At 37.5% G+C, this 21,046-nt stretch carries 16 protein-coding genes and 3 riboswitches; of the genes, 13 read left to right on the top strand and 3 right to left on the bottom strand.

Annotated elements, in window-relative coordinates:
- Positions 1–10 precede the first annotated feature (10 nt).
- The 7 genes from vorB to BJL90_RS04675 all read left to right on the top strand — a co-directional run bounded on the left by vorB (position 11) and on the right by BJL90_RS04675 (position 8,240).
- Positions 11–1,075: a 3-methyl-2-oxobutanoate dehydrogenase subunit VorB gene (gene vorB / locus BJL90_RS04705; RefSeq protein ID WP_070964724.1), complete on the top strand. Its 1,065-nt coding sequence runs from the start codon at positions 11–13 to the stop codon at positions 1,073–1,075.
- A gap of 2 nt (positions 1,076–1,077) precedes the next feature.
- Positions 1,078–1,830 (top strand): thiamine pyrophosphate-dependent enzyme, encoded by a 753-nt coding sequence (locus tag BJL90_RS04700; protein WP_070964721.1) that lies wholly within the window; start codon positions 1,078–1,080, stop codon positions 1,828–1,830.
- Complete coding sequence (locus BJL90_RS04695) at positions 1,827–2,414, top strand: 2-oxoacid:acceptor oxidoreductase family protein (RefSeq protein ID WP_070964718.1); 588 nt, start codon at positions 1,827–1,829, stop codon at positions 2,412–2,414. Before BJL90_RS04700 ends, BJL90_RS04695 begins: the two co-directional genes overlap by 4 nt.
- 333 nt (positions 2,415–2,747) lie before the next feature.
- Positions 2,748–3,890, top strand: a complete 1,143-nt coding sequence (locus BJL90_RS04690) for an HD-GYP domain-containing protein (protein WP_070964715.1) — start codon at positions 2,748–2,750, stop codon at positions 3,888–3,890.
- Between the two features lie 194 nt (positions 3,891–4,084).
- Positions 4,085–4,187, top strand: a riboswitch (glycine riboswitch).
- A gap of 3 nt (positions 4,188–4,190) precedes the next feature.
- A riboswitch (glycine riboswitch) is annotated at positions 4,191–4,267 on the top strand.
- Between the two features lie 162 nt (positions 4,268–4,429).
- Positions 4,430–5,770, top strand: coding sequence for an aminomethyl-transferring glycine dehydrogenase subunit GcvPA (gene gcvPA, locus BJL90_RS04685; RefSeq protein WP_070964712.1), 1,341 nt, complete (start codon positions 4,430–4,432; stop codon positions 5,768–5,770).
- On the top strand, positions 5,770–7,239 hold the full coding sequence (gene gcvPB, locus BJL90_RS04680; RefSeq protein WP_070964709.1) for an aminomethyl-transferring glycine dehydrogenase subunit GcvPB: 1,470 nt from the start codon (positions 5,770–5,772) through the stop codon (positions 7,237–7,239). Before gcvPA ends, gcvPB begins: the two co-directional genes overlap by 1 nt.
- Before the next feature lie 92 nt (positions 7,240–7,331).
- Positions 7,332–8,240: an amidohydrolase family protein gene (locus BJL90_RS04675; protein ID WP_070964706.1), complete on the top strand. Its 909-nt coding sequence runs from the start codon at positions 7,332–7,334 to the stop codon at positions 8,238–8,240.
- A 25-nt stretch (positions 8,241–8,265) separates the two neighbouring features.
- Here the strand turns inward: BJL90_RS04675 and BJL90_RS04670 are convergent, their stop codons facing one another.
- Both BJL90_RS04670 and BJL90_RS04665 read right to left on the bottom strand, forming a co-directional pair.
- Positions 8,266–9,624, bottom strand: a complete 1,359-nt coding sequence (locus BJL90_RS04670) for an NCS2 family permease (RefSeq protein ID WP_156778705.1) — start codon at positions 9,622–9,624, stop codon at positions 8,266–8,268.
- A 91-nt stretch (positions 9,625–9,715) separates the two neighbouring features.
- A riboswitch (purine riboswitch) is annotated at positions 9,716–9,818 on the bottom strand.
- Between the two features lie 342 nt (positions 9,819–10,160).
- Positions 10,161–11,717, bottom strand: coding sequence for an ABC-F family ATP-binding cassette domain-containing protein (locus tag BJL90_RS04665; protein WP_070964704.1), 1,557 nt, complete (start codon positions 11,715–11,717; stop codon positions 10,161–10,163).
- A gap of 449 nt (positions 11,718–12,166) precedes the next feature.
- Here BJL90_RS04665 and BJL90_RS04660 point away from each other — a divergent pair, with 449 nt between their 5' ends.
- The 6 genes from BJL90_RS04660 to BJL90_RS04635 all read left to right on the top strand — a co-directional run bounded on the left by BJL90_RS04660 (position 12,167) and on the right by BJL90_RS04635 (position 19,770).
- The gene (locus BJL90_RS04660; protein WP_070964702.1) at positions 12,167–14,074 is read left to right on the top strand and encodes a sigma 54-interacting transcriptional regulator; all 1,908 of its coding nucleotides are present in this window, start codon (positions 12,167–12,169) and stop codon (positions 14,072–14,074) included.
- A 335-nt stretch (positions 14,075–14,409) separates the two neighbouring features.
- Positions 14,410–14,712: a UxaA family hydrolase gene (locus BJL90_RS04655; RefSeq protein ID WP_070964699.1), complete on the top strand. Its 303-nt coding sequence runs from the start codon at positions 14,410–14,412 to the stop codon at positions 14,710–14,712.
- Positions 14,713–14,726: 14 nt separating this feature from the next.
- Positions 14,727–15,887 carry a UxaA family hydrolase gene (locus BJL90_RS04650; protein WP_070964696.1) on the top strand — a complete coding sequence of 387 codons (1,161 nt, stop codon included), beginning with the start codon at positions 14,727–14,729 and terminating at the stop codon, positions 15,885–15,887.
- A gap of 444 nt (positions 15,888–16,331) precedes the next feature.
- Complete coding sequence (locus tag BJL90_RS04645) at positions 16,332–16,850, top strand: hypothetical protein (protein WP_156778703.1); 519 nt, start codon at positions 16,332–16,334, stop codon at positions 16,848–16,850.
- A 5-nt stretch (positions 16,851–16,855) separates the two neighbouring features.
- Positions 16,856–18,061, top strand: a complete 1,206-nt coding sequence (locus tag BJL90_RS04640; protein ID WP_070972958.1) for a glycosyltransferase family 2 protein — start codon at positions 16,856–16,858, stop codon at positions 18,059–18,061.
- A gap of 290 nt (positions 18,062–18,351) precedes the next feature.
- Positions 18,352–19,770: an NAD(P)/FAD-dependent oxidoreductase gene (locus tag BJL90_RS04635; RefSeq protein WP_472235167.1), complete on the top strand. Its 1,419-nt coding sequence runs from the start codon at positions 18,352–18,354 to the stop codon at positions 19,768–19,770.
- A gap of 66 nt (positions 19,771–19,836) precedes the next feature.
- Here the strand turns inward: BJL90_RS04635 and BJL90_RS04630 are convergent, their stop codons facing one another.
- Complete coding sequence (locus tag BJL90_RS04630; protein WP_070964688.1) at positions 19,837–20,862, bottom strand: branched-chain amino acid aminotransferase; 1,026 nt, start codon at positions 20,860–20,862, stop codon at positions 19,837–19,839.
- Positions 20,863–21,046: the final 184 nt, after the last annotated feature.

The raw sequence follows: 21,046 nt of genomic DNA, 5'->3' as shown, positions 1-21,046 counted from the left end.
GAAGTGATTTATGGAAAGAGTACTCATGAAGGGCAATGAGGTTATTGGTGAGGCTGCTATTCGTTCGGGATGTAGGTTGTTCTTCGGATATCCCATTACACCCTCCACAGAAGTAGTAGAGTATTTATCTAAACATTTACCACAAAAAGGTGGCACGGTGTTACAGGCGGAGGATGAAATTGCAGCTATTAATATGTGTTATGGTGCTGCTGCCACAGGATCAAGAGTAATGACTGCATCATCTAGTCCAGGAATTAGTTTAAAGCAAGAAGGAATTTCCTATAGCGCAGCAGCAGAACTTCCCATGGTGATTGTGAATGTTAATCGATGCGGTCCAGGTCTAGGCGGCTTAGGACCAGCTCAATCCGATTACTTTCAATCAACAAAAGGTGGTGGACATGGAGACTACAGGTTGATTGTATTGGCGCCTTCTAAAGCCCAAGAGCTTTATGATTTCACTATGGAGGCTTTTGATTTAGCAGATAAATACCGTAATCCAGTTTTGATTTTATCTGATGGTTTTTTAGGACAAACGATGGAGCCAGTGATTTTAAAGGAGAGACCCGAGGTGCCAAAAGTTGATAGAAGTTGGACGGTGGGGGGCTGTAAAGACAGAGAAAAGCGTATTGTGGCAAGCTATTCTTTAACCAATGAAATAGGTGAGATCAACAATCAAAGATGGGAGGCAAAGTACAAAATTATTCAGCAGAAGGAGCAACGTTGGGAATCCTTTTATACAGAGGATGCGGAGTATCTGCTGGTGAGCTATGGAACAACCGGAAGGATATGCAAAAGCACTGTATTAAATGCCCGTGAAAAAGGTATAAAGCTAGGCTTGATTCGTCCCATCACCCTGTGGCCCTTCCCTGATAATGCATTTCTTCCTCATAAAAACAAGGTAAAAGGGATCATTACGGTGGAACTAAATACTGGCCAGATGATAGAGGATGTTAAACTTGCAGTAGCATGCAAAATGCCAGTACATCTCTATCGAAGACAGGGGGGCATGTTGCCAACAGAGCATGAGATATTAGATTATTTTCAAGATACATTTGATGTATCAGGGGAGGTGTAGCTATGGAAAAGGTATTTGCTAGAACAAAAGGCTTAACAGATACGGCTTTTTCCTTCTGTCCAGGGTGTACCCATGGTATTATTATGAGAATCATTGCAGAAGTACTTGAAGAGCTAAACATTATTGAGGAAACGGTAGGAATTTCCCCTGTAGGTTGTGCAGGATTTTGTCAGGATTTCTTTAGCTGTGATTTTGTAGGAGCACCTCATGGTAGGGCCCAAGCAGTAGGAATAGGTGTTAAACGAGCGCTGCCGGATAAAACAGTTTTTACCTATCAGGGAGATGGTGATATTGCCGCCATAGGGACGCAGCATGCTATCCATGCTGCAGCAAGAGGAGAAAAAATAACCTCCATTATGGTGAATAATGCTATCTATGGCATGACTGGAGGACAGATGGCTCCCACTACCCTAGAAGGAATGAAGACATCTACTAGCCCCCATGGCAGGAATGCTATTACTGATGGATTACCAATGGACTTTCCAAGACTTATTGCCAATCTTGAAGGCGCTGTATATGTAGCTTCTGTTTCAGTAGATACACCAAAAAATATTATCCAAGCGAAAAAAGCCATTAAAAGGGCTTTTGAAGTACAACGAGAGGGGTTAGGTTTCGCACTAGTAAGTGTTTTGTCAACTTGTCCCACAAATTGGGGTATGAGCCCCTTAGATAGCTTGAAATGGTTGCGAGAAAATATGATGTCGGTTTACGCAATGGGAGAATTAAAGGTAACGAAGGAGGTAGAAAGGTTATGATGGATAAAATCATACTTGCGGGATTTGGTGGCCAGGGTGTAATGTTTTTAGGTAAAGTTTTGGCCTACGCTGGCATGGGGGCGAATCTGGAAATTTGTTGGATTCCCTCCTATGGACCGGAAATGCGAGGTGGTACAGCCAATTGCTCTGTAATACTATCCGACGAAGAAATCAATTCGCCTGTTATTGATGAGGCTGATGCTGCCATTGTGTTAAGCAAACCAGCCTATGACAAATTTGCACCCCGTATAAAACTGGGAGGTGTATTGGTTGTGAATACCTCTTTAGTCAAACTAGACCATATGAGGAAGGATATAAAAATTATCCAGATCCCTGCCACGGATATTGCAAACCAGTTAGGATATGCAAATATTGCTAATATGGTCTGTTTAGGGGCTTTGCTACCAAATCTAAAGCTAATTGATTTAGAGAAAATAGAAAATTCCATGAAACAAGTAACCAAGAAGAAGCCGGAGTTACTGAAGAGCAATCTAAGGGCAATCAATAAAGGAATAGACTATATTCGTGATAAGAAAATAGAAGTATATACCTTAAAAAAAGATGAATTTGTTTGCTGGAGTTAGAGAATAAGTGAAAATGGTTTATCTTATTTGCTAGAAAAGATCCTACCTAATATAGTAGGGTCTTATTTTGTGTCTTCAAACTTAGGAAGTTCTTAACAGACTCTCCACCGGATTCCCCGATGTTCAGCTTTAGCTGGAGGAGTTCACGTTAATTATTATTTACAGTACTTGATGTTATTTTGTTGACAATAGAAACAAAATAGAATAATATGGAAATGATAATGTGTATCATTTGGATGTTTTTTAAAGATATAGAATCATCCTCAGTAATAGAAGGAATTACTAAAGAAAGATAGACTGAAATCGCTGGAGGTGGGCAGTATTTTTTGTAAAATGACACAACAACAAGAGATTCACATGCTACGTGACCGGGTGAACCAATTAGAAAACAAATTAAGAGAACAATCTTTTTTGGTAGATATGACCAATATCCTAATTAAGGGGCATGATTTAGAGACCACCATCAAAAGTACTTTACAGCTAGCTATGGAAATAACCCACAGTGAAGCAGGATGTTTATATTTAACAGACCTCAACATGAGCAAACTGAAAACTGTAGAAGTCAATGGCTGTATATCTGAAAAACTAGTAAAGGCTTTTAGTAGGTTAAATGAATTTTTAACTTTAAGGCAATTAGATAAAATAATAGAGATTGATGAAAAGGATGAACGCTTTAAAAGGTTTGCTGGATTAGACAAGAGACTAGTAGCATTTATTATTATTCCCCTTGTTGTTAGTCACAATACGATAGGGTATGCAGTTGTCATGCATCTCCATGACGAGGAAAATAATCATCCTAACTGTTATTCTCCTCGAGACTTAACAAATCTTAAAATCTATTCTCATCAGGCAGCATTGTTGTTAGATAACACGCGAGTAAAGATTGAGCAAGGAAAAAAGGAATTTTATTTAAAGACCATTGCCAGCCTAGTTGCAGCTATTGATGCAAAGGATATTTATACGCAAAATCATTCCTCACGGGTAGCTAAAGTTACTGTGGCCTTTTCTAAAGTCCTTGGTTTGGCAGAAGATATGATAGAAAAGATTCATTACGGAGCATTGCTGCATGATATCGGAAAAATAGGTATATCGGATGCCATTTTAAACAAGCCATCTTTTCTAACGGATGATGAATTTACACTGATAAAAGACCATCCCCTTAAGGGTTTTAAAATATTAGAACCTATGGATCTTGAACCAGATGTCTTAAACATCATTAAATACCATCATGAGCGATATGATGGTGGCGGTTATCCAGAAGGATTACAGAAGCAAAAAATTCCTCTACCAGCACGAATTGTTAGTATTGTAGATGCTTGGGATGCCATGACCAGTAATCGAGCCTATAGAAAAAAGTTAACACGGGAACAAGTTTTGTATGAGTTAAAAAGAGGGAAAGCTTCTCAATTTGACCCTTACTTAGTAGAAGAATTTATTGCATTAGTTGAAAAAAATCAAATGGATCCCTTTATCTAAAGCTGGATGCTAGGTATTAAACGGAGATGCTGCGCCACTTGACTGCAAAATAGCTAATAAAACTTTCTGTGACTATACTTTAACAATAAAGAAGAAATAAATAGAAAATTTAAAACTATTTAACTGTTGAAAAATTTCTTATAAGCCTATATAATAGGAATATAATATTTTCTATTTAAAGAAATATAGACCAAATGAGAATAACGAGAGATATCTTTCAATAGATAGCCGAAGAAGCAATATAAAAGGAGGCGTCCTTCTATAGAAACTTTCAGGCAAAAGTATCGTTATTTGATGGAACTCTGGAGAGTCCGAAGCATCGGCGCCGTAGGAGAAACACATTGATAAATGTAAAACTCTCAGGCTAAAAGACAGAGGAGCGTGATAGCATATTTTATTGGTATGCCATCATGCTCCTCTTTTATTGCTGTATAAAAGTAAATTTGCTTCCTAAAAATAAAGGAAGCAGGGATTTATTTATGACTCAGCAAAAGATTTTATAAAAGAAAATAAATAATTTCACCGTAAGGAGGATGAAGATGCATAGATATATACCGAATACTAAAAATGATACAAACATCATGCTGGAAAGTATTGGTGTGAAGTCTATTGAGGATTTATTTCAGGATATACCTAAAGAGCTAAGGTTAGAAAGAGCGCTGAATTTAGCATCACCTTTAGCTGAAACAGAGCTTATCAAACATATGAAGAATCTAAGTGATAAAAATAAAAGCATAGGAGAGTTGACTTGTTTTTTAGGGGCAGGGGCATATGATCATTATATTCCTTCTATTATAAAACATTTAGCAATGCGTTCAGAATTTTTTACAGCCTACACCCCTTATCAACCGGAGATTAGTCAAGGTACTCTACAGGCTATATTTGAATATCAGACAATGATTTGCAATTTAACTGGCATGGATATTACCAATGCTTCTATGTATGATGGTGCAACTGCAACCCTTGAAGCAGCGATGATGGCTGTTGAAAATACAAAAAGAAAGACACTGCTTGTTTCTAAGACGGTTCATCCAGAGGTAAGAAAAGTTCTGCATACCTACATGAAATTTAGAGATGTAAAGATGATAGAGATATCCATGGCAGAGGGTGTCACAGATTTAGATCATTTAAAATCAGTGATGGATACGGATACAGCTGGGGTCATTCTACAGAGTCCAAACTTTTTTGGGGCGATAGAAGACCTAGGAGAAGCTGAAAAGATCATTCATCAAAACAAGGCAATGTTGATTCATTATGCAGACCCCATTTCTTTAGGTATATTAAAAAGCCCAGGAGAGTTAGGCGCAGACATTGTGGTGGGAGAAGGGCAATCTTTAGGAAATCCTCTAAACTTTGGTGGGCCCTACCTAGGTTTTTTAGCCACGACATCTAAGTTAGTAAGAAAAATACCAGGAAGAATAGTGGGGCAATCTGAAGATGTAGATGGAAAAAGAGCTTTTGTTCTTACATTACAGGCAAGGGAACAACATATTCGTAGGTATAAAGCTACCTCTAATATTTGCTCTAATCAAGGATTAAATGCCTTAATTGCTACCATCTATTTAGTAACCATGGGGAAAAAGGGATTGAAGGAAGTAGCAATGCAGAGTACTCAAAAGGCGCATTATGCACTAAAGCAGATGACCAAAAGTGGTAAATTTAAACCCCTATTTCATCAACCCTTCTTTAAAGAATTTGCAGTAAGTAGTGAAATAAGTAGTAAACAAGTCAATCAAGAACTTATGAAGCATGGGATTTTAGGAGGATATGCTTTGGATCAAGAGTATCCTGAGTTGGAAAACGGATTGCTGTTCTGTGTAACAGAGAAGAGGACAAAGGAAGAAATAGATAAATTGGTTGAAATATTGGAGGTGATATAATGCAAGCTTATAACAAATTAATTTTCGAAATTTCAAAGAAGGATAGAACTGCTTACAGTCTTCCACAGTGTGATGTGAAGGAGGAAGCTCTAGAAGAGATGATTCCTAGAAAATTCCTAAGGGGTGAAGAAGTTGATTTACCAGAAGTTAGTGAGTTGCAGGTGGTAAGACATTTTACACAATTGTCCAATAAGAATTATGGTGTAGATACAGGTTTTTATCCTTTAGGTTCCTGCACCATGAAGTATAATCCTAAGATTAATGAAGACATAGCCTCTTTAGATGGATTTACTGGACTTCATCCCTATCAGCCTCAAGAAACAACACAAGGCGCCCTTGAAATGATGTATGGCTTAGATGAAATGTTATCAGAAATATCAGGGATGGATAAGGTTACCTTACAGCCAGCGGCCGGAGCCCATGGAGAACTTACTGGCTTGATGATGATAAAAGCGTACCATAAGGATCGAGGAGAAGATAAGAGAACAAAGATTATTGTTCCTGATTCAGCCCATGGTACCAACCCAGCTACCGCAGCAGTGGCAGGTCTAAAAATTGTAGAAATTAAATCCGACAAAAATGGAGCAGTGGATATAGAAAGCTTAAAAGAGGCTTTGGATGATGAAGTAGCAGGTCTTATGTTAACAAATCCTAGTACCCTTGGACTTTTTGAAGAAAAAATTGGGGAAATTGCAGATTTGGTTCATGCAGCTGGAGGGCTATTATATTATGACGGTGCTAACATGAACGCCATTATGGGGATGACAAGACCGGGAGATATGGGTTTTGATGTAATGCACTTTAACCTTCATAAAACCTTTTCTACCCCTCATGGCGGTGGCGGCCCGGGTAGTGGGCCAGTAGGCGTAAAAAGTAAGCTGGCAAAATACCTTCCAGTGCCGGTTGTAGAAAAAAGAGGAAATGATTATATATTGGATTATGATCGACCTCATAGTATTGGCAAGATGAAAAATTTCTATGGTCATTTTGGCATTATGCTTAGGGCCTACGCCTATATACTGACAATGGGGGCTGAAGGTTTAAAGGAAGTAAGCGAAAAAGCAGTGTTGAATGCAAACTATATGATGCATAAATTAAAACAACATTATCACTTGCCGATAGATCAAGTATGTAAACATGAGTTTGTTTTAGGAGGTATTGCAAAAAATAAGGGTGAAATTTCAACGATGGATATAGCAAAACGGATGCTGGACTATGGTTATCATCCTCCAACCATCTATTTCCCTTTGATTATAAAAGAAGCCATCATGGTAGAGCCTACGGAAACGGAGAGTTTAGAAACCATGGATGATTTTATAGAGGTCATGATTAAGATTGCCCAAGAAGCAGAGGAAAACCCAGAACTATTAAAAAATGCACCTTATCACACACCGGTAAGAAGAATCGATGAAACAAAGGCTGCTAAAAATCTTACAATAAAGTGGGAAAGAAGTAGGGAGCAATCATAGAAATTTTAGAAGGATTTATCTTCTCACTGTCGTATTTGTTTCTATAGAGCCATTGGAAAGCTTCTATAAAAACAAGGAAAGTAGGTACAACAATGTTAATCGATGCGCATATACATGTAGCTTTAAATCCTTTGTACAATAGGCAAACATGGGAGGCGGCTGACAGGGAGAAGAAAGTAGTTTGGCTGAGGGAAATTTTACAGCAGTATAAAAGACGGAAAATTTATATCTTGAGAGACGGTGGAGATAGAATCTTTGCTTCCAAATTAGCAAGAGAAGTTGCTAAAGAAGAAGGCATGATTTATAAATCCCCTATCTATGCTCTATACAAAAAAGGACATTATGGTTCTTTCTTAGGAAAGTCTATTGAGGGGTTAGAGGATTTTAAAAAAGCCTTTAAACTTCTTTTAGAACATCAGCCAGATCATTTAAAAATCATCTTAACAGGCATGGTAAACTTCCAAAAATATGGGGATGTTGGAGAAACTGCCTTTACCTTAGAAATGCTAAAGTATATGGTGGAAGCGGCAAAGGACCACAACCTGCCTGTGATGGTACATGCCAATGGTCCAGGAGGGGTAAGAAAAGCCATAAAAGCAGGAGCCCATACAATAGAGCATGGCTACTTAATGTCAGAGGCGGAGGTTTACGCTATGGCTGAAAAGGACATCGTATGGATTCCAACCTTAGCGCCTTTAGGAAATATTTTAAAGGCTAACGAAGATCGATTTAAGCAGGAAAGAGAAGTCATCCAAAAGGTATACGATGGACAGTTGGAAAATATAAAGAAGGCTATTGAAATCGGAACAAAGGTAGCTTTGGGTAGTGATGCAGGTTCTTACAGTGTCCATCATGGCAGTGGGCTGTTGGATGAAATAGAGCATTTTCAAGCAATAGGCATAGAGGAGAAGGAAGCAGAGAAAATTGCTTTTGAGAATGGTTTAAAGGCACTGAATATAAATAGAGATATTTTAGAAAAAGAGGTCCTTCTTAATTTATAAGAAGGGCCTCTTTGGCTATTCTCCACTATCCAACTGCAATTTTTATCATAAACAGAACCACGATGATGTACATTAAGGGAGAAATTTCTTTTCTTTTTCCAGCCAATAATTTTAGCACCAAATAACTCATCATACCAAAAATGATTCCCTCAGAGATGCTATAGGTGAGAGGCATCATAAGAATGGTTAAGAAAGCAGGAATAGCTTCAGTAAAATCGTCGAAATCGATATCTTTTATAGGGGAGATCATAAACAATCCTACTAAAATCAATGCGGGTGCTGTAGCTGCCGCAGGAATCATAATAAATAGAGGCGATAAAAACAGTGCTATCGCAAACATAGAGGCTGTGGATAAGGCTGTAAGACCAGTTCTTCCTCCAGCTGCAACACCAGCGGCACTTTCTACATAAGTGGTTACGGTACTTGTACCAAACACTGCACCCACAGTAGTACCTACTGCATCGGCAAATAAAGCTTCCTTTGCTTTAGGAATATTGCCCTCTTCATCCAGCATATTTGCTTTAGCCCCTACCCCTACAAGGGTACCCACGGTATTAAACATATCAACAAATAAGAAGATAAATAATAAAATTAAAATGTCTAGTGAAAATAAGTTAGAAAAATCAAATTGGAACAGAATTGGACTTAAGGAAGGCGGTGCACTAAATAACCTCAATCCTTCAGGTAATTGTGTAACCCCCATAGGAATCCCTATAATCGTAGTAGCTAAAATTCCTATTAATAAAGCACCTTTGATCTGCTTCGCCATAAGAAATCCTGTAAGCAGTAATCCTATACAAGCCAATAGAGGGGAACCAGAAGTAATATTGCCAATAGCCATAGGCACCCCATCCAATATGCCATCTCCTACATGAAACATGCCTGTAACAACAATGCCAGAATTGTACAATCCTAGAAAAGCAATAAACAGTCCAATCCCTGCCGACATAGCTTTTTTTACTACGAGGGGTATAGCATGAACAATTGCCTCACGAATATTAAAAAAGGTAAGAAGTAGAAAGAGGATCCCCTCTAAAAACACAATCGTTAAAGCCGTTTCCCAAGAATAACCCATACCTAATACCACAGTAAAAGCGAAAAAAGCGTTAGGACCCATAGCAGGAGCTAGTGCATAAGGCAGGTTAGCATACAGCGCCATCACTAGCGTAGCAACAATAGCAGATAATGCTGTGGCAGTAAATAAGGCACCAAGGTCCATGCCAGTTGCTGATAAAACACTGGGGTTGACAACGAGAATATAAGCCATCGTCATAAAGGTGGTAATACCTGCCATCACCTCGGTTTTTATATTGGTGCGATTTTCTTTTAATTTAAAAATTCTTTCCAAAGGGAATAGAGAATGATGTAACTTTGAGATTTCCATAATTTGCCCTCCTTGTAGTAAGTAGACTTTTCTTTGAATTTACAAAACGCTTTCCTATCACAAAATGATTTGGGAAGTTTTTTGAGACGATCCATTCAAAACAAAAGTCTATAGTCAGGCAATTTACGGTTGGCCGGTAGAAACTTCGTGACCTTATTACACGAATTATATTAGACTTGAAGTTGTTATTTCAAATTTTGTCATATAAGCTCCTACCTCTAAGCATCAGGATAGGTAGGAATTCTTTATCTTGCCCCAAAAATCTTGCCGTGGGACTTTACTATAATAATATATTTCCTGCCTAAAAGTCAATAGGTTTTACGAACTTTTCATTAAAAAACAATGAATATATTCAAAATATATCAGAACAATATAGTTGAATATGTGTTAATTTGTTCGTAAATAATGGAGAAAGTATCTAATGCTGCAATGGAGGGGACAAATAAAAATACCTCCGCAAGAAGTAAGGCTACGGAAAAAATACCGTGAAAATGATATTTTTTCCGTAGCCTCTAGAAAATTACGGAGATACTTTTTTAAACAATCTTCGTTGTCCAAGTCTCGCAGTTCCAAACATCTGTAACAACGTCTCGATAAAATTCTGGTTCATGGCAAATCAGAAGGAGACTGCCTCTATAGGCTTGAAGGGCACGTTTCAGCTCCTCCTTTGCTTCTACATCTAAATGGTTGGTAGGCTCATCTAGAATCAAGAGGTTGGTTTCTTTATTGATTAGTTTGCACAATCGAACCTTTGCCTGCTCTCCACCACTTAGTACCACTACCTTGCTTTCTATATGTTGTGTGGTTAGTCCACATTTTGCTAGAGCAGCACGAACTTCATACTGGCTATAGGAGGGGAAGTCTTGCCATACCTCCTCGATACAGGTTTTATAGTTCGCTTCCTTGATTTCTTGTTGGAAATAACCTAGATGAAGGTAGTCCCCTAATTCTACTGATCCAGAAATCGCCTTGATTTCACTGAGAATACTTTTTAGCAGCGTAGTTTTCCCTAGTCCATTCGCTCCAACAAGTGCTATTTTTTGTCCTCGTTCCATTCGAAGGTTGAGTGGTTTTGAAAGAGGCTCATCATAGCCAATGACAAGCTCTTTGGTTTCAAAAATCAGTTTACCAGAGGTTCTGGACTCTTTAAAGTTAAATTCTGGTTTGGGTTTTTCACGCGCTAGTTCGATGACCTCCATTTTATCCAATTTTTTTTGGCGGGACATGGCCATGTTCCTGGTGGATACTCTAGCTTTGTTTCTAGCAACAAAATCCTTAAGTTCTTCAATTTCCTGCTGTTGCTTTCTATAAGCAGACTCTAGCTGTTGTTTTTTTACGTCATAAACCTGAAGGAAATTGTCGTAATCACCAACATAACGGTTTAACTCCTGGTTTTCCATATGATAGATCAAGTTGATGACACTATTGAGGAATGGAATATCGTGGGAAATTAAGATAAACGCATTTTCATACTCCTGAAGGTAACGTTTTAACCATTCTATATGCTGTTCGTCAAGATAGTTGGTAGGCTCGTCTAGAAGGAGGATGTCTGGTTTTTCTAGCAATAACTTTGCCAGTAGGACCTTTGTTCGTTGTCCCCCACTTAAATCATGAACATCCTTGTCGAGACCGATATCCTCCAGTCCTAAACCACGACCGATTTCCTCCACCTTTGAATCGATAATGTAAAAATCATTATTGGTCAAGGTATCTTGGATGGTGCCCATATCTTCCAATAACTGCTCTAGTTCCTCCGGAGAAGCTTCTCCCATTTTGTCGCAAATCTCATTCATCTGGGTTTCTAAATCGAAAAGGTACTGAAAAGCCCCTTTTAGGACAGTACGAATCGTCATACCTTTTTGAAGAAGGGTATGTTGATCTAGATAGCCAATTCTAACCTGCTTTGCCCATTCTATTTGGCCTTCGTCAGGCTCCAGTTTTCCCGTAATAATATTCATAAAGCTAGATTTACCTTCGCCGTTTGCTCCGATAAGACCTATATGTTCACCCTTTAAAAGTCGAAAGGAAACATTATTAAAGATTGCTCGGTCCCCGAAGCCATGACTCAAGTTTTTTACTGTTAAAATACTCATTTGAATCTCCCTTCCTAATGGTGTGCTTCACCTATTTTGATGGCTAAATATATTCCATATTAATATCCATTGTTTACGCACTACAAAAATACAAATTCATTTTAAAAGAGATATAAACATACATAATAGATTATATATGAGATAAAGGCTGTTTGAAAGGAAAATTTTTAAAATAATACAAGGAAACTTTAGGATAGCCATGACAGTGAATTAAGTAATTATTTCTCCAAATAAAGGAAAGAATTGAACATCCAAAAGTACTATGATAAAGTTTCATTAGTTAGGTAATTACGTTATTTTCGGTGTTTCTTGTATAGGGCATGTAGTTTTTATATACAGTCCCTATTGACGGTTGTATGTTTGAGGGAAAAAAACAAATGTTATACTATGAATAAGTTTTATAGATGCGCGCTTCTAAAGTTAAATTTTAATATACGAGGAGGAATTTGATGGAGGATATATTATTAGTAGCTCCCTATCGTGAACTTGCGATTTTAGCAGAGGAGTATAGAAACAAGACAAACCTGCCTTTTTCTACTGTAATAGGCAACTTAGACGAAGGATTGGATGAAATAAAAGAAAGTATAAAAAAGGGTTCTAAGATTATTGTGACGAGGGGAGGCACAGCAAAATATCTCAAGGAGAATTTATCTGTGCCGGTCATAGAAATTCCTGTAACCTCCTTCGATATTTTAAAGGCCATAGGCAACGTAAGCAGCAAGGGGTATAAAAAAATAGCCTTTTTAACCACTTCAAATATTATTTTTAAAACAGAGCACTTTAATAGAATTATGGATATTACACTGCAGTTTGAGTCCTGTGAGGAGGTAAAGGACTTACCTGAGAGGGTAAAGTTTTTAGTAGATAAAAAAGCAATAGATGCTATTATAGGAGATGTTATAGCCACCAATGAATCTATCAAAAATGGTGTTTATGGAGAGTTGTTACAATCCGGGGAGGAATCCATTAAATATGCTCTAGAAGAAGCCGAAAGAGTCCTGAAAATGAATATGAGGGAGAGGGCTAGAGTAAAGGAAATGGAGACGATCTTGAACATGATTGATGAAGCAGTACTTACGATTGATAAAGATGAAGTGGTGACGGTTTATAATAGTAAGGCAGAGAAGATTTTTGGTAAAGCAAAGGATCGGGTAATTGGACGGAAAATAAAAGATTGTCTTCCCAATAGTACATTAACCAAGGTGCTGCGAAGCAGTGCGGGGGAAGCCAACATGATTATGGAGGTAAATGATAAAAAAGTTGTATCCAATAGAATTCCTATTACGATTGATCAACATCTTCATGGAGCGGTGGCAATTTTTGAAGAAATAAAAAGCATACAAAAACTAGAACTAAATATAAGAAAAAAATTAAATGAAAAAGGATTTGTAGCAAAACATAGTTTTTTAGACATAATCGGCAGCAGCAATGGGCTTAAGGGATTAATTTATCAAGCTCAGAGATATGCTAAATCGGAAGGAACAGTTTTGATTTATGGAGAAACGGGAACAGGAAAAGAAATATTTGCTCAAAGCATTCATAATGATAGTAAAAGGGTAAAAGGCCCTTTTGTATCGATTAACTGTGCGGCTATTAACGAAAATCTTTTAGAAAGTGAACTGTTTGGTTATGAAGCAGGGGCCTTTACAGGGGCTCTTAGGGGAGGTAAAGAGGGGCTGTTTGAATTGGCTCACGGAGGAACCTTATTTTTAGATGAAATAGGCGAAACCTCCTTGAGCTTTCAAGCCAAGCTTTTAAGAGTATTGCAAGAAAAAGAGATAAGAAAGATCGGTGGCGATAAAGTAATTCCTATAGATGTACGAATTATATGTGCCACCAATAGGAATTTAAAGGAAGAAGTGAGGAATAAGGGGTTTCGAGAAGATTTATACTATCGATTAAGTGTATTAGAACTAAATCTACTTCCCCTCAGAGAAAGGAGGGAAGATGTGGTGCCTATGGCGATTGCATTTTTGAAGGAGCAGTGTGTTAAAGAAAATAGAAACATGTATTGGAAAAATGATAACATATTTGCTCCGCTTCTAGCTTACGATTGGTATGGTAATGCTAGAGAGCTGAAAAACTTTATAGAACGATTGGTGATCTGCTGTTATAGCAACGAACTTACAGAAAACTTTGTTAAGGAAATGCTAGGTTCCAAGCTGGAGAAAGATGGTGAACAAGATACTATTACTATCGGTTTTACGGAGGATATGAAGGTAGTAGAGAGAGAGGTGTTGAAGCAGTTGCTTGATAGATATAATGGGGATAAGGAAAGACTATGTAAGGCGCTTAACATCAGCACTACAACCCTATGGAGAAAGTTAAGTTACAAAAATGAAATGGATATTTCATAAATGAAAAAAATCAATATATTTTTTTAACAAAAAAGAAGGTTTCAGGAGGATGCAACTTTCTTTTTGTTTTATAAAGAATTTTATAAAGCTTTAAGTTCTATCCTTCTTAAAAGAATAGAAAATGTTTTCCTATAAAATAATTTTTTTGGCATATAACTTGCTTGATATATAAACAAAGAAGTGAACTCGTCCAGCTAAAGCTGAACATCGGGGAATCAGGTGGAGAGTCTACTCCACCTGATTGAGAATCCCACCTACGCTAACGCTTAGAGGTGGGGTCTTATACCCTAAAAGCAAAATCATGATAAATATAAAAAAGGAAGTGAAGATGTGATATGAAAGCAGAAACTTTAGCGGTAAATGCGCTGGTGATTAGTGAGACGGATAGCGTCGCGGTAGCGATTCATGAGATGAAGGTAGGAGACAAGGCTATTTTTAAAATAGAAGAAGAAATCAAAGAAATTTCTATCCTTCAAGATATTCCTATTTACCATAAATTTGCTACGAAGGACATGAAAGCAGGAGATTTAGTATTTAAGTATGGGCAGGTAATTGGACAGGCCCTAGAAGATATTTTAGCGGGACAGCATGTTCATACCCATAATGTAGTAAGTATTCGTGAAGGTATCGAAGAATAAGGAGGGAAACGACAATGAATTTTTTAGGATATAAAAGACCAGATGGAAAAGTAGGGATTAGAAATCATGTGTTGATTCTTCCAACCTGTGCTTGCTCCAGTGAGACCTGTAGGGTTGTAGCATCTCAAGTAACCGGTGCTGTTAGCATTGTGAATCAAAACGGATGTGCTCAGGTAAAGGGTGATCTTGAAATCACAAAGCAGGTATTGGCAGGTTTAGCTGCTAATCCTAATGTTTATGGAACAATATTAATTGGTTTAGGGTGTGAAAATGCTCAGCCGGATGATATGGAAACCCTTATTCAGTCTATGACCAATAAGCCTCTGAAAACATTAGTGATTCAGGAGGAAGGGGGTACCATTGCTACAGTAAAGAAAGCAACAGAATATGCAAGAAAAATGGTGCAAGAAGCAACGATGTTGCAAAAAGAATCTTTTGATATTTCAGAGCTTATCGTAGGAACAGAATGTGGTGGTTCTGATCCAACCTCGGGAATTGCTTCTAACCCCGTAGTAGGAAATTTAAGCGATAGGCTCGTTGATCTAGGTTCTTCTTCTATACTAAGTGAAACAACTGAATTTATAGGAGCGGAGCATATATTGGCAGAAAGAGGAGCAACACCAGAAATCAAAGAGCAAATCCTTCATATTGTGAAACGCTATGAAGAACATATCAAAAAAGCTGGTGAGAGTTTAAGAGAAGGAAATCCTTCTCCTGGAAACAAGGCAGGAGGCATCACAACCCTTGAAGAAAAGTCTCTTGGCTGTATTCATAAAGGAGGACATCGACCTGTAGTGGAGGTTGTAGATTATGCAGAAATACCAAAAAAGAAGGGGCTGATCGTTATGGATACCCCTGGCTATGATATAGCTTCAGTGACTGGAATGGCAGCAGGGGGATGTCAGGTAATTGTTTTTACTACTGGTAGAGGAACCCCTACAGGAAATGCTATTGTACCGGTTATAAAAATCACAGGAAACAGACAAACCTATGAGAAGATGGAAGATAATATCGACTTTAATGTAAGTCCTGTGGTGGAAGGCAACAAAACTATCATAGAAATGGGAGAAGAGCTTTTAAAAGAAGTTATTGATGTTGCAAATGGTAAATTTACTAAGGCAGAGACATTAGGCTTTAATGAAATAGCTATAAATAGACTTTGTAATTATGTATAATTTAAAAAAATAATTATCTGTAAAAACCTATCTCTTTTAAGAAGATAGGTTTTTGATATGTATGGATAAATTTACTGTTGGTGCATAAAGTAGAAAAAATTGGTTTACATAAAATTTAAGATAGCCATAGGAAATAAGTTATATTTATCGTATGATTGAAAGAAGCATATAAAAAATTTCATCATCTTAGGGAGGCAAGTTTAAATGAAATATGTTGGAAATTTAACGTTTCTCTATATAGGTCAGTTTTTGCTTTTTTACATTACGATTTTTTACTTATTTTCCTCTGAACACATTTATTATTTCATAGGCCAATACATATTTTTCATATTACTATTTAAATTTTTGTCAAAGAAACAGGGTTTTCTTTTACTGATTAGCTATAATTTAATGACTGTTATTGTTTATCTTGTTATGGGTTTTACCAAACAATGGGGAACGAGTATGCAAATCAAGGTAATTTTCTATCATCTTATCTTAGTGTTTAATGCTGGCGTTACCTATGGTTTTATCTACTTATCTAAGGAGTTAGAAGAAGAAAATATACATTTAAGAAAAAAAGTGAAGGCATTAACCCAATACGAGGATGCTTCAAAGTTGTTAACCAAACAAGAATTCAAAGAAAGAAGCAGTTTGATTAAAAAGGCAATGGAGCGCAGAGGAGAAGAAGGCTATGAGATTTATTTTCATCTAAAGCAGCAAGGTATTTATGCACAATATGCTGTATTTTATACATTGACGAATTTGGCATTGGAAACCTTTAGAAATCAATATGATTTAGTAGGAAAATGGGATGATAGCTCCTTTGTTATATTGCTGCAAAATACGGATAAGGAAGGGATGGAAATTGCTCTAAACCGATATCTTTCTAAAGTTGATGAAAAACTTGAGATGAACCAGGAGGAGCTAATGATAGAGATGGAAGTAATAGCGCCTGAAAAGGAAGGAGTGAATATAGCTTGAAGTATATGTTATCTATAACTTCCTTTGTATTTGGCACTGTGATTTTGTATTATTGTATATTGACGGTTTTTGGCCTACATTACCGAGGTAAAAACAAAGAAAGATCATCTTTGAAGGCCTATCCAAGCGTGGATATCCTCATACCTGCACACAATGAAGGGAAGGTAATACAAAAAACCTTAGAAGCAATGGTGAGATTAGAATATCCAGGAGACCTTTATATTTATCTATTAAACGATCATTCACAGGACGAAACAGGGAGGATTGCAGAGGATTTTTCTAAAAAATTTAAAAATATATATCACATAGGTGTGCCAAAAGGAGAACCTAAGGGAAAATCTAGGGTTTTAAACTATGGTTTACAGATTTCTAAATCCACGTATTTTGCTGTTTATGATGCTGATAACCAACCGGAACCTCAAGCGGTAAAACGGTTGGTAGAAGCAGCGGAGACGGTATCTAATGCGGTGGGTGCTGTAGGCTATGTAAGAACGATTAATGAAAAGGCAAACTGGCTTACAAGAATGATTTCTTTAGAGTTTCAGATATTTCAGCTATTAATGCAATCGGGAAGGTGGGCTTTATTCAAGACAGGCTCTCTTACAGGAACGAATATGCTTTTAAGGCGTTCTATTCTTGAGGAAATTGGAGAATATGATGTATATGCTCTAGCTGAGGATGCGGAGCTAACCTTAAGAATCACTGGGGCGGGTGGATTGTTGCCTATTGTACCAGAAGCCGTTACCTGGGAACAGGAACCCCAACAAATCAAGGTGTTGATTAAGCAAAGAACCCGATGGCTTCAAGGAAATTTATACTTATTGGAAAAGATGGCTACCTCTTTTGCGTACTATAAGGGAAAAATATTAGTACATACGCTGCAGCACATTTTAGTTTATGTTATTTTTTTAGTTTTTTTAGTGATTTCAGATGTTTGGTTTATGGCAGGACTATTAGGTTTTGTTAGGATAGAAGCATCAGTACCTATGATGCTGATGTGGTATGTTTCTTATGTTTTATATACGTCCCAATTATTTAGTGCACAAATGATGGAGAATACTTTTTCTCCCTTGAATATATTGATAGGTTTTATCATGTATTTCACTTATGCACAGCTTTTTATTTTTCTTTTCTTTAGAAGTCTATACTATTACATAAAAGCTAAGAAAAAGAGGCAAATTATATCATGGGAAAAGACGATCCGTTTTTAAAGAAAAAGTTCTTCATTAAGAACTTTTTCTTTTTCCGTTACAAAAATTCTAGCCAAAACATAAAAATACTTGTACAATGTAATAGGAAATAAAAATATGATTCGACATTATTCGAATGATTTTTCTAAAAGGACAACCAAAGTTCGATTTACGTTATCCTGTGGTGTATTGCTAAGGTGCCCATTTCTAGATGAAAAAACTAAGTGACTAACACCAAATCAAAGATTTGGGTTATCTACTTATGGCCACCTACTTATGAATTAAGTTTCATTTTATTTTATAGGGAGCTGATGATATTGAAGTATGATGTAGTTATTGTGGGAGCGGGTCCATCTGGAATTTTTACTGCCTTAGAGTTGGTGAGACAAAAATCCTCTAAGAAAATTTTGATGCTTGAAAAGGGCAGACCTATAGATAAGCGACACTGTCCGAAGGAAGAGACTAAAAGCTGTGTCTATTGTAAACCTTACTGTGATATAACAACAGGTTTTTCTGGAGCTGGAGCCTTTTCTGATGGCAAACTATCTTTAAGCTACGAAGTGGGAGGAGACTTGCCAGATAAGGTAGGGGCTGAAGAAGCCCAGAAGTTTATTAATTATACTGATAGCATCTATCTTGCGTATGGGGCGGATACAAAAGTGGAAGGAATAGAAAACGCTGGTGAAGTAAAGGAGATTAGAAAGAAAGCAATAGAAGCAGGATTGAAATTAGTAGATTGTCCTATCAGACATTTAGGTACAGAAAAAGCGCAAGAGATATATCTAAAGCTGCAGAATACGCTTTTGGAGGCTGGTGTAGAGATTCGGTTTCACACGATGGTGAAGGATTTTGTGATAGAAGAGGGAAGGACAAAAGCAGTTATTGTAGTGGATGCAAAGACAAAGGTAAAAGAAGAAACTTTATTAGCGGATGCAATTATCGTAGCGACAGGACGAAAAGGAGCGGATTGGCTTCAGGATATGTGCTTAAAGCATGATATCAATCATAGTGCTGGTACAGTGGATATAGGTGTCCGAGTAGAGGTAAGAAACGAAATCATGGAAAAAGTCAATGATGTGCTTTATGAATCAAAATTAATCGGCTATCCAGCTCCTTTTAAAAATAAGGTTAGAACTTTCTGTCAAAATCCTGGAGGTTTTGTCAGCCAAGAAAATTATGATAATGACTTAGCTATTGTAAATGGACATTCCTACAAAGATAGAAAGTCTACGAATACCAATTTAGCGATATTGAGTTCCCATAATTTTTCTCATCCCTTCAATCAACCGATACAATATGGCAAGAAGGTGGCAGAACTGGTAAATATGCTGGGGAATGGTAAAATTTTGGTACAAAGATATGGTGATATTTTAGATGGTAAGAGGACTTGGCAGCATGAATTACAGCAATCGAATGTAAGACCTACGCTACCGGATGCTGTTGCTGGAGATTTAGCTTCTGCCATTCCCTACAGACCATTATTAAACATATTAAATTTCATCAAAGCAATGGATATTGTTGTTCCAGGATTTGCCAGCAGGGAAACATTGCTCTATGGCCCCGAAATTAAGTTTTACAGCAACAAGATTAACATAGATGAAAATTTTCAAACCAACATTAAAGGTTTATACTGTCTAGGAGATTCCAGTGGCTGGACAAGAGGGCTCATGATGGCATCGGTTATGGGGGTATTGATGGCTCGAAAACTTGTTGAAAATAATAAAGCTTAATAAAAACTTAAAGGAAAGCAGATGCTTCTAAAGGCTATAGAGCATCTGCTTTCCTTATAGGAATCTTTATTTTACCTTTACAATCCATCCTTCAGGTGATTGTACATCTCCAAATTGAATACCATAAAGGGTATCATAGAGTTTCTTAGTTACAGGGCCAACTTCAGTTTCGCTGTGAAAAACATGAAGCTTTTCTTTATATTGAATACCGCCGATAGGGGTAATTACAGCAGCAGTTCCGCAGGCACCAGCCTCCTTAAATTCATCCAGAGCATCCACCAATACATCTCTTTCCTCTACCTCCATGTCGAGATATTCCTTCGCTATGTGCATCAGAGAGTATTTTGTGATGCTAGGTAAAATAGAGGGGGATTTTGGTGTGATAAATTTATTATCTTTTGTAATACCAAAGAAATTTGCTGCACCGACCTCTTCGATTTTCGTGTGGGTAGCTGGGTCTAGGTAGATACAATCTGCAAAACCCTTTTCTACTGCTATTTCATGGGGATAAAGGCTAGCAGCATAGTTGCCTCCAACCTTTGCGCCGCCTGTACCATAAGGTGCTGCTCTGTCATATTCAGAAACAATAAAGTTTACAGGGGCTAGTCCGCCTTTAAAGTAGGGGCCCACAGGAACACAAAATACACAGAATATGTATTCTGGTGCAGGTTTTACACCAACATTATCCCCAACACCAATCACAAAGGGTCTTAAGTAAAGGGTTGCGCCAGTGCCGTAAGGTGGTACGTAAGCTGCATTTGCTTTAACTACTTGAACACATGCATCAATGAATTTTTCTACTGGCACTTCGGGCATTAAAACACGTCTGCAGCTGCTGTTCATGCGCTTAGCATTTTCGTCAGGTCTAAAAAGCTGAATACCCCCATCCTTTGTGCTATAGGCTTTTAATCCTTCAAAGCACTGTTGCCCATAGTGAAGGGCAGTAGAAGCTTCGCTTATCGTAAGCTGATTATCTTCCACTAATTTCCCTTCATCCCATTGACCATCCTTCCATCTAGAGATATAGCGAAGGTCTGTTTTGATGTAATTAAAAGCTAGTTTACTCCAATCGATATCTACATTCTTATTCATAGGATCCCTCCCATATACAAATTTTTAATTTATCCTGTGGTGTATTTGCTAAGACTCCCACCTCTAGATGGACAAACTAAGTGACTAACACCAAATCAAAGGCTTGGGTTATCTACTTATGCAAGTGAGAGATCAAGCATCACATCCTAGAAGTAAATTCGGCTACAATTCAGTGGGAGTAAAA

Origin of the sequence: Clostridium formicaceticum, assembly GCF_001854185.1 — a bacterium.
GTDB lineage: Bacteria > Bacillota > Clostridia > Peptostreptococcales > Natronincolaceae > Andreesenella > Andreesenella formicacetica.
The sequence above is the reverse complement of the archived record's forward strand: the minus strand, read 5'-3'. Positions and strand labels throughout refer to the sequence as shown.

What these genes read in the sequence shown, in the direction of transcription:
- BJL90_RS04655 (WP_070964699.1), top strand. Translation starts at nt 14,410, where the DNA reads ATGAAAGCAGAAACTTTAGCGGTAAATGCGCTGGTGATTAGTGAGACG.
- BJL90_RS04690 (WP_070964715.1), top strand. Translation starts at nt 2,748, where the DNA reads ATGACACAACAACAAGAGATTCACATGCTACGTGACCGGGTGAACCAA.
- BJL90_RS04700 (WP_070964721.1), top strand. Translation starts at nt 1,078, where the DNA reads ATGGAAAAGGTATTTGCTAGAACAAAAGGCTTAACAGATACGGCTTTT.
- BJL90_RS04665 (WP_070964704.1), bottom strand. Translation starts at nt 11,717, where the DNA reads ATGAGTATTTTAACAGTAAAAAACTTGAGTCATGGCTTCGGGGACCGA.
- BJL90_RS04670 (WP_156778705.1), bottom strand. Translation starts at nt 9,624, where the DNA reads ATGGAAATCTCAAAGTTACATCATTCTCTATTCCCTTTGGAAAGAATT.
- BJL90_RS04645 (WP_156778703.1), top strand. Translation starts at nt 16,332, where the DNA reads ATGCAAATCAAGGTAATTTTCTATCATCTTATCTTAGTGTTTAATGCT.
- BJL90_RS04695 (WP_070964718.1), top strand. Translation starts at nt 1,827, where the DNA reads ATGATGGATAAAATCATACTTGCGGGATTTGGTGGCCAGGGTGTAATG.
- BJL90_RS04675 (WP_070964706.1), top strand. Translation starts at nt 7,332, where the DNA reads ATGTTAATCGATGCGCATATACATGTAGCTTTAAATCCTTTGTACAAT.
- vorB (WP_070964724.1), top strand. Translation starts at nt 11, where the DNA reads ATGGAAAGAGTACTCATGAAGGGCAATGAGGTTATTGGTGAGGCTGCT.
- BJL90_RS04640 (WP_070972958.1), top strand. Translation starts at nt 16,856, where the DNA reads ATGTTATCTATAACTTCCTTTGTATTTGGCACTGTGATTTTGTATTAT.
- gcvPA (WP_070964712.1), top strand. Translation starts at nt 4,430, where the DNA reads ATGCATAGATATATACCGAATACTAAAAATGATACAAACATCATGCTG.
- BJL90_RS04635 (WP_472235167.1), top strand. Translation starts at nt 18,352, where the DNA reads ATGATATTGAAGTATGATGTAGTTATTGTGGGAGCGGGTCCATCTGGA.
- BJL90_RS04650 (WP_070964696.1), top strand. Translation starts at nt 14,727, where the DNA reads ATGAATTTTTTAGGATATAAAAGACCAGATGGAAAAGTAGGGATTAGA.
- gcvPB (WP_070964709.1), top strand. Translation starts at nt 5,770, where the DNA reads ATGCAAGCTTATAACAAATTAATTTTCGAAATTTCAAAGAAGGATAGA.
- BJL90_RS04630 (WP_070964688.1), bottom strand. Translation starts at nt 20,862, where the DNA reads ATGAATAAGAATGTAGATATCGATTGGAGTAAACTAGCTTTTAATTAC.
- BJL90_RS04660 (WP_070964702.1), top strand. Translation starts at nt 12,167, where the DNA reads ATGGAGGATATATTATTAGTAGCTCCCTATCGTGAACTTGCGATTTTA.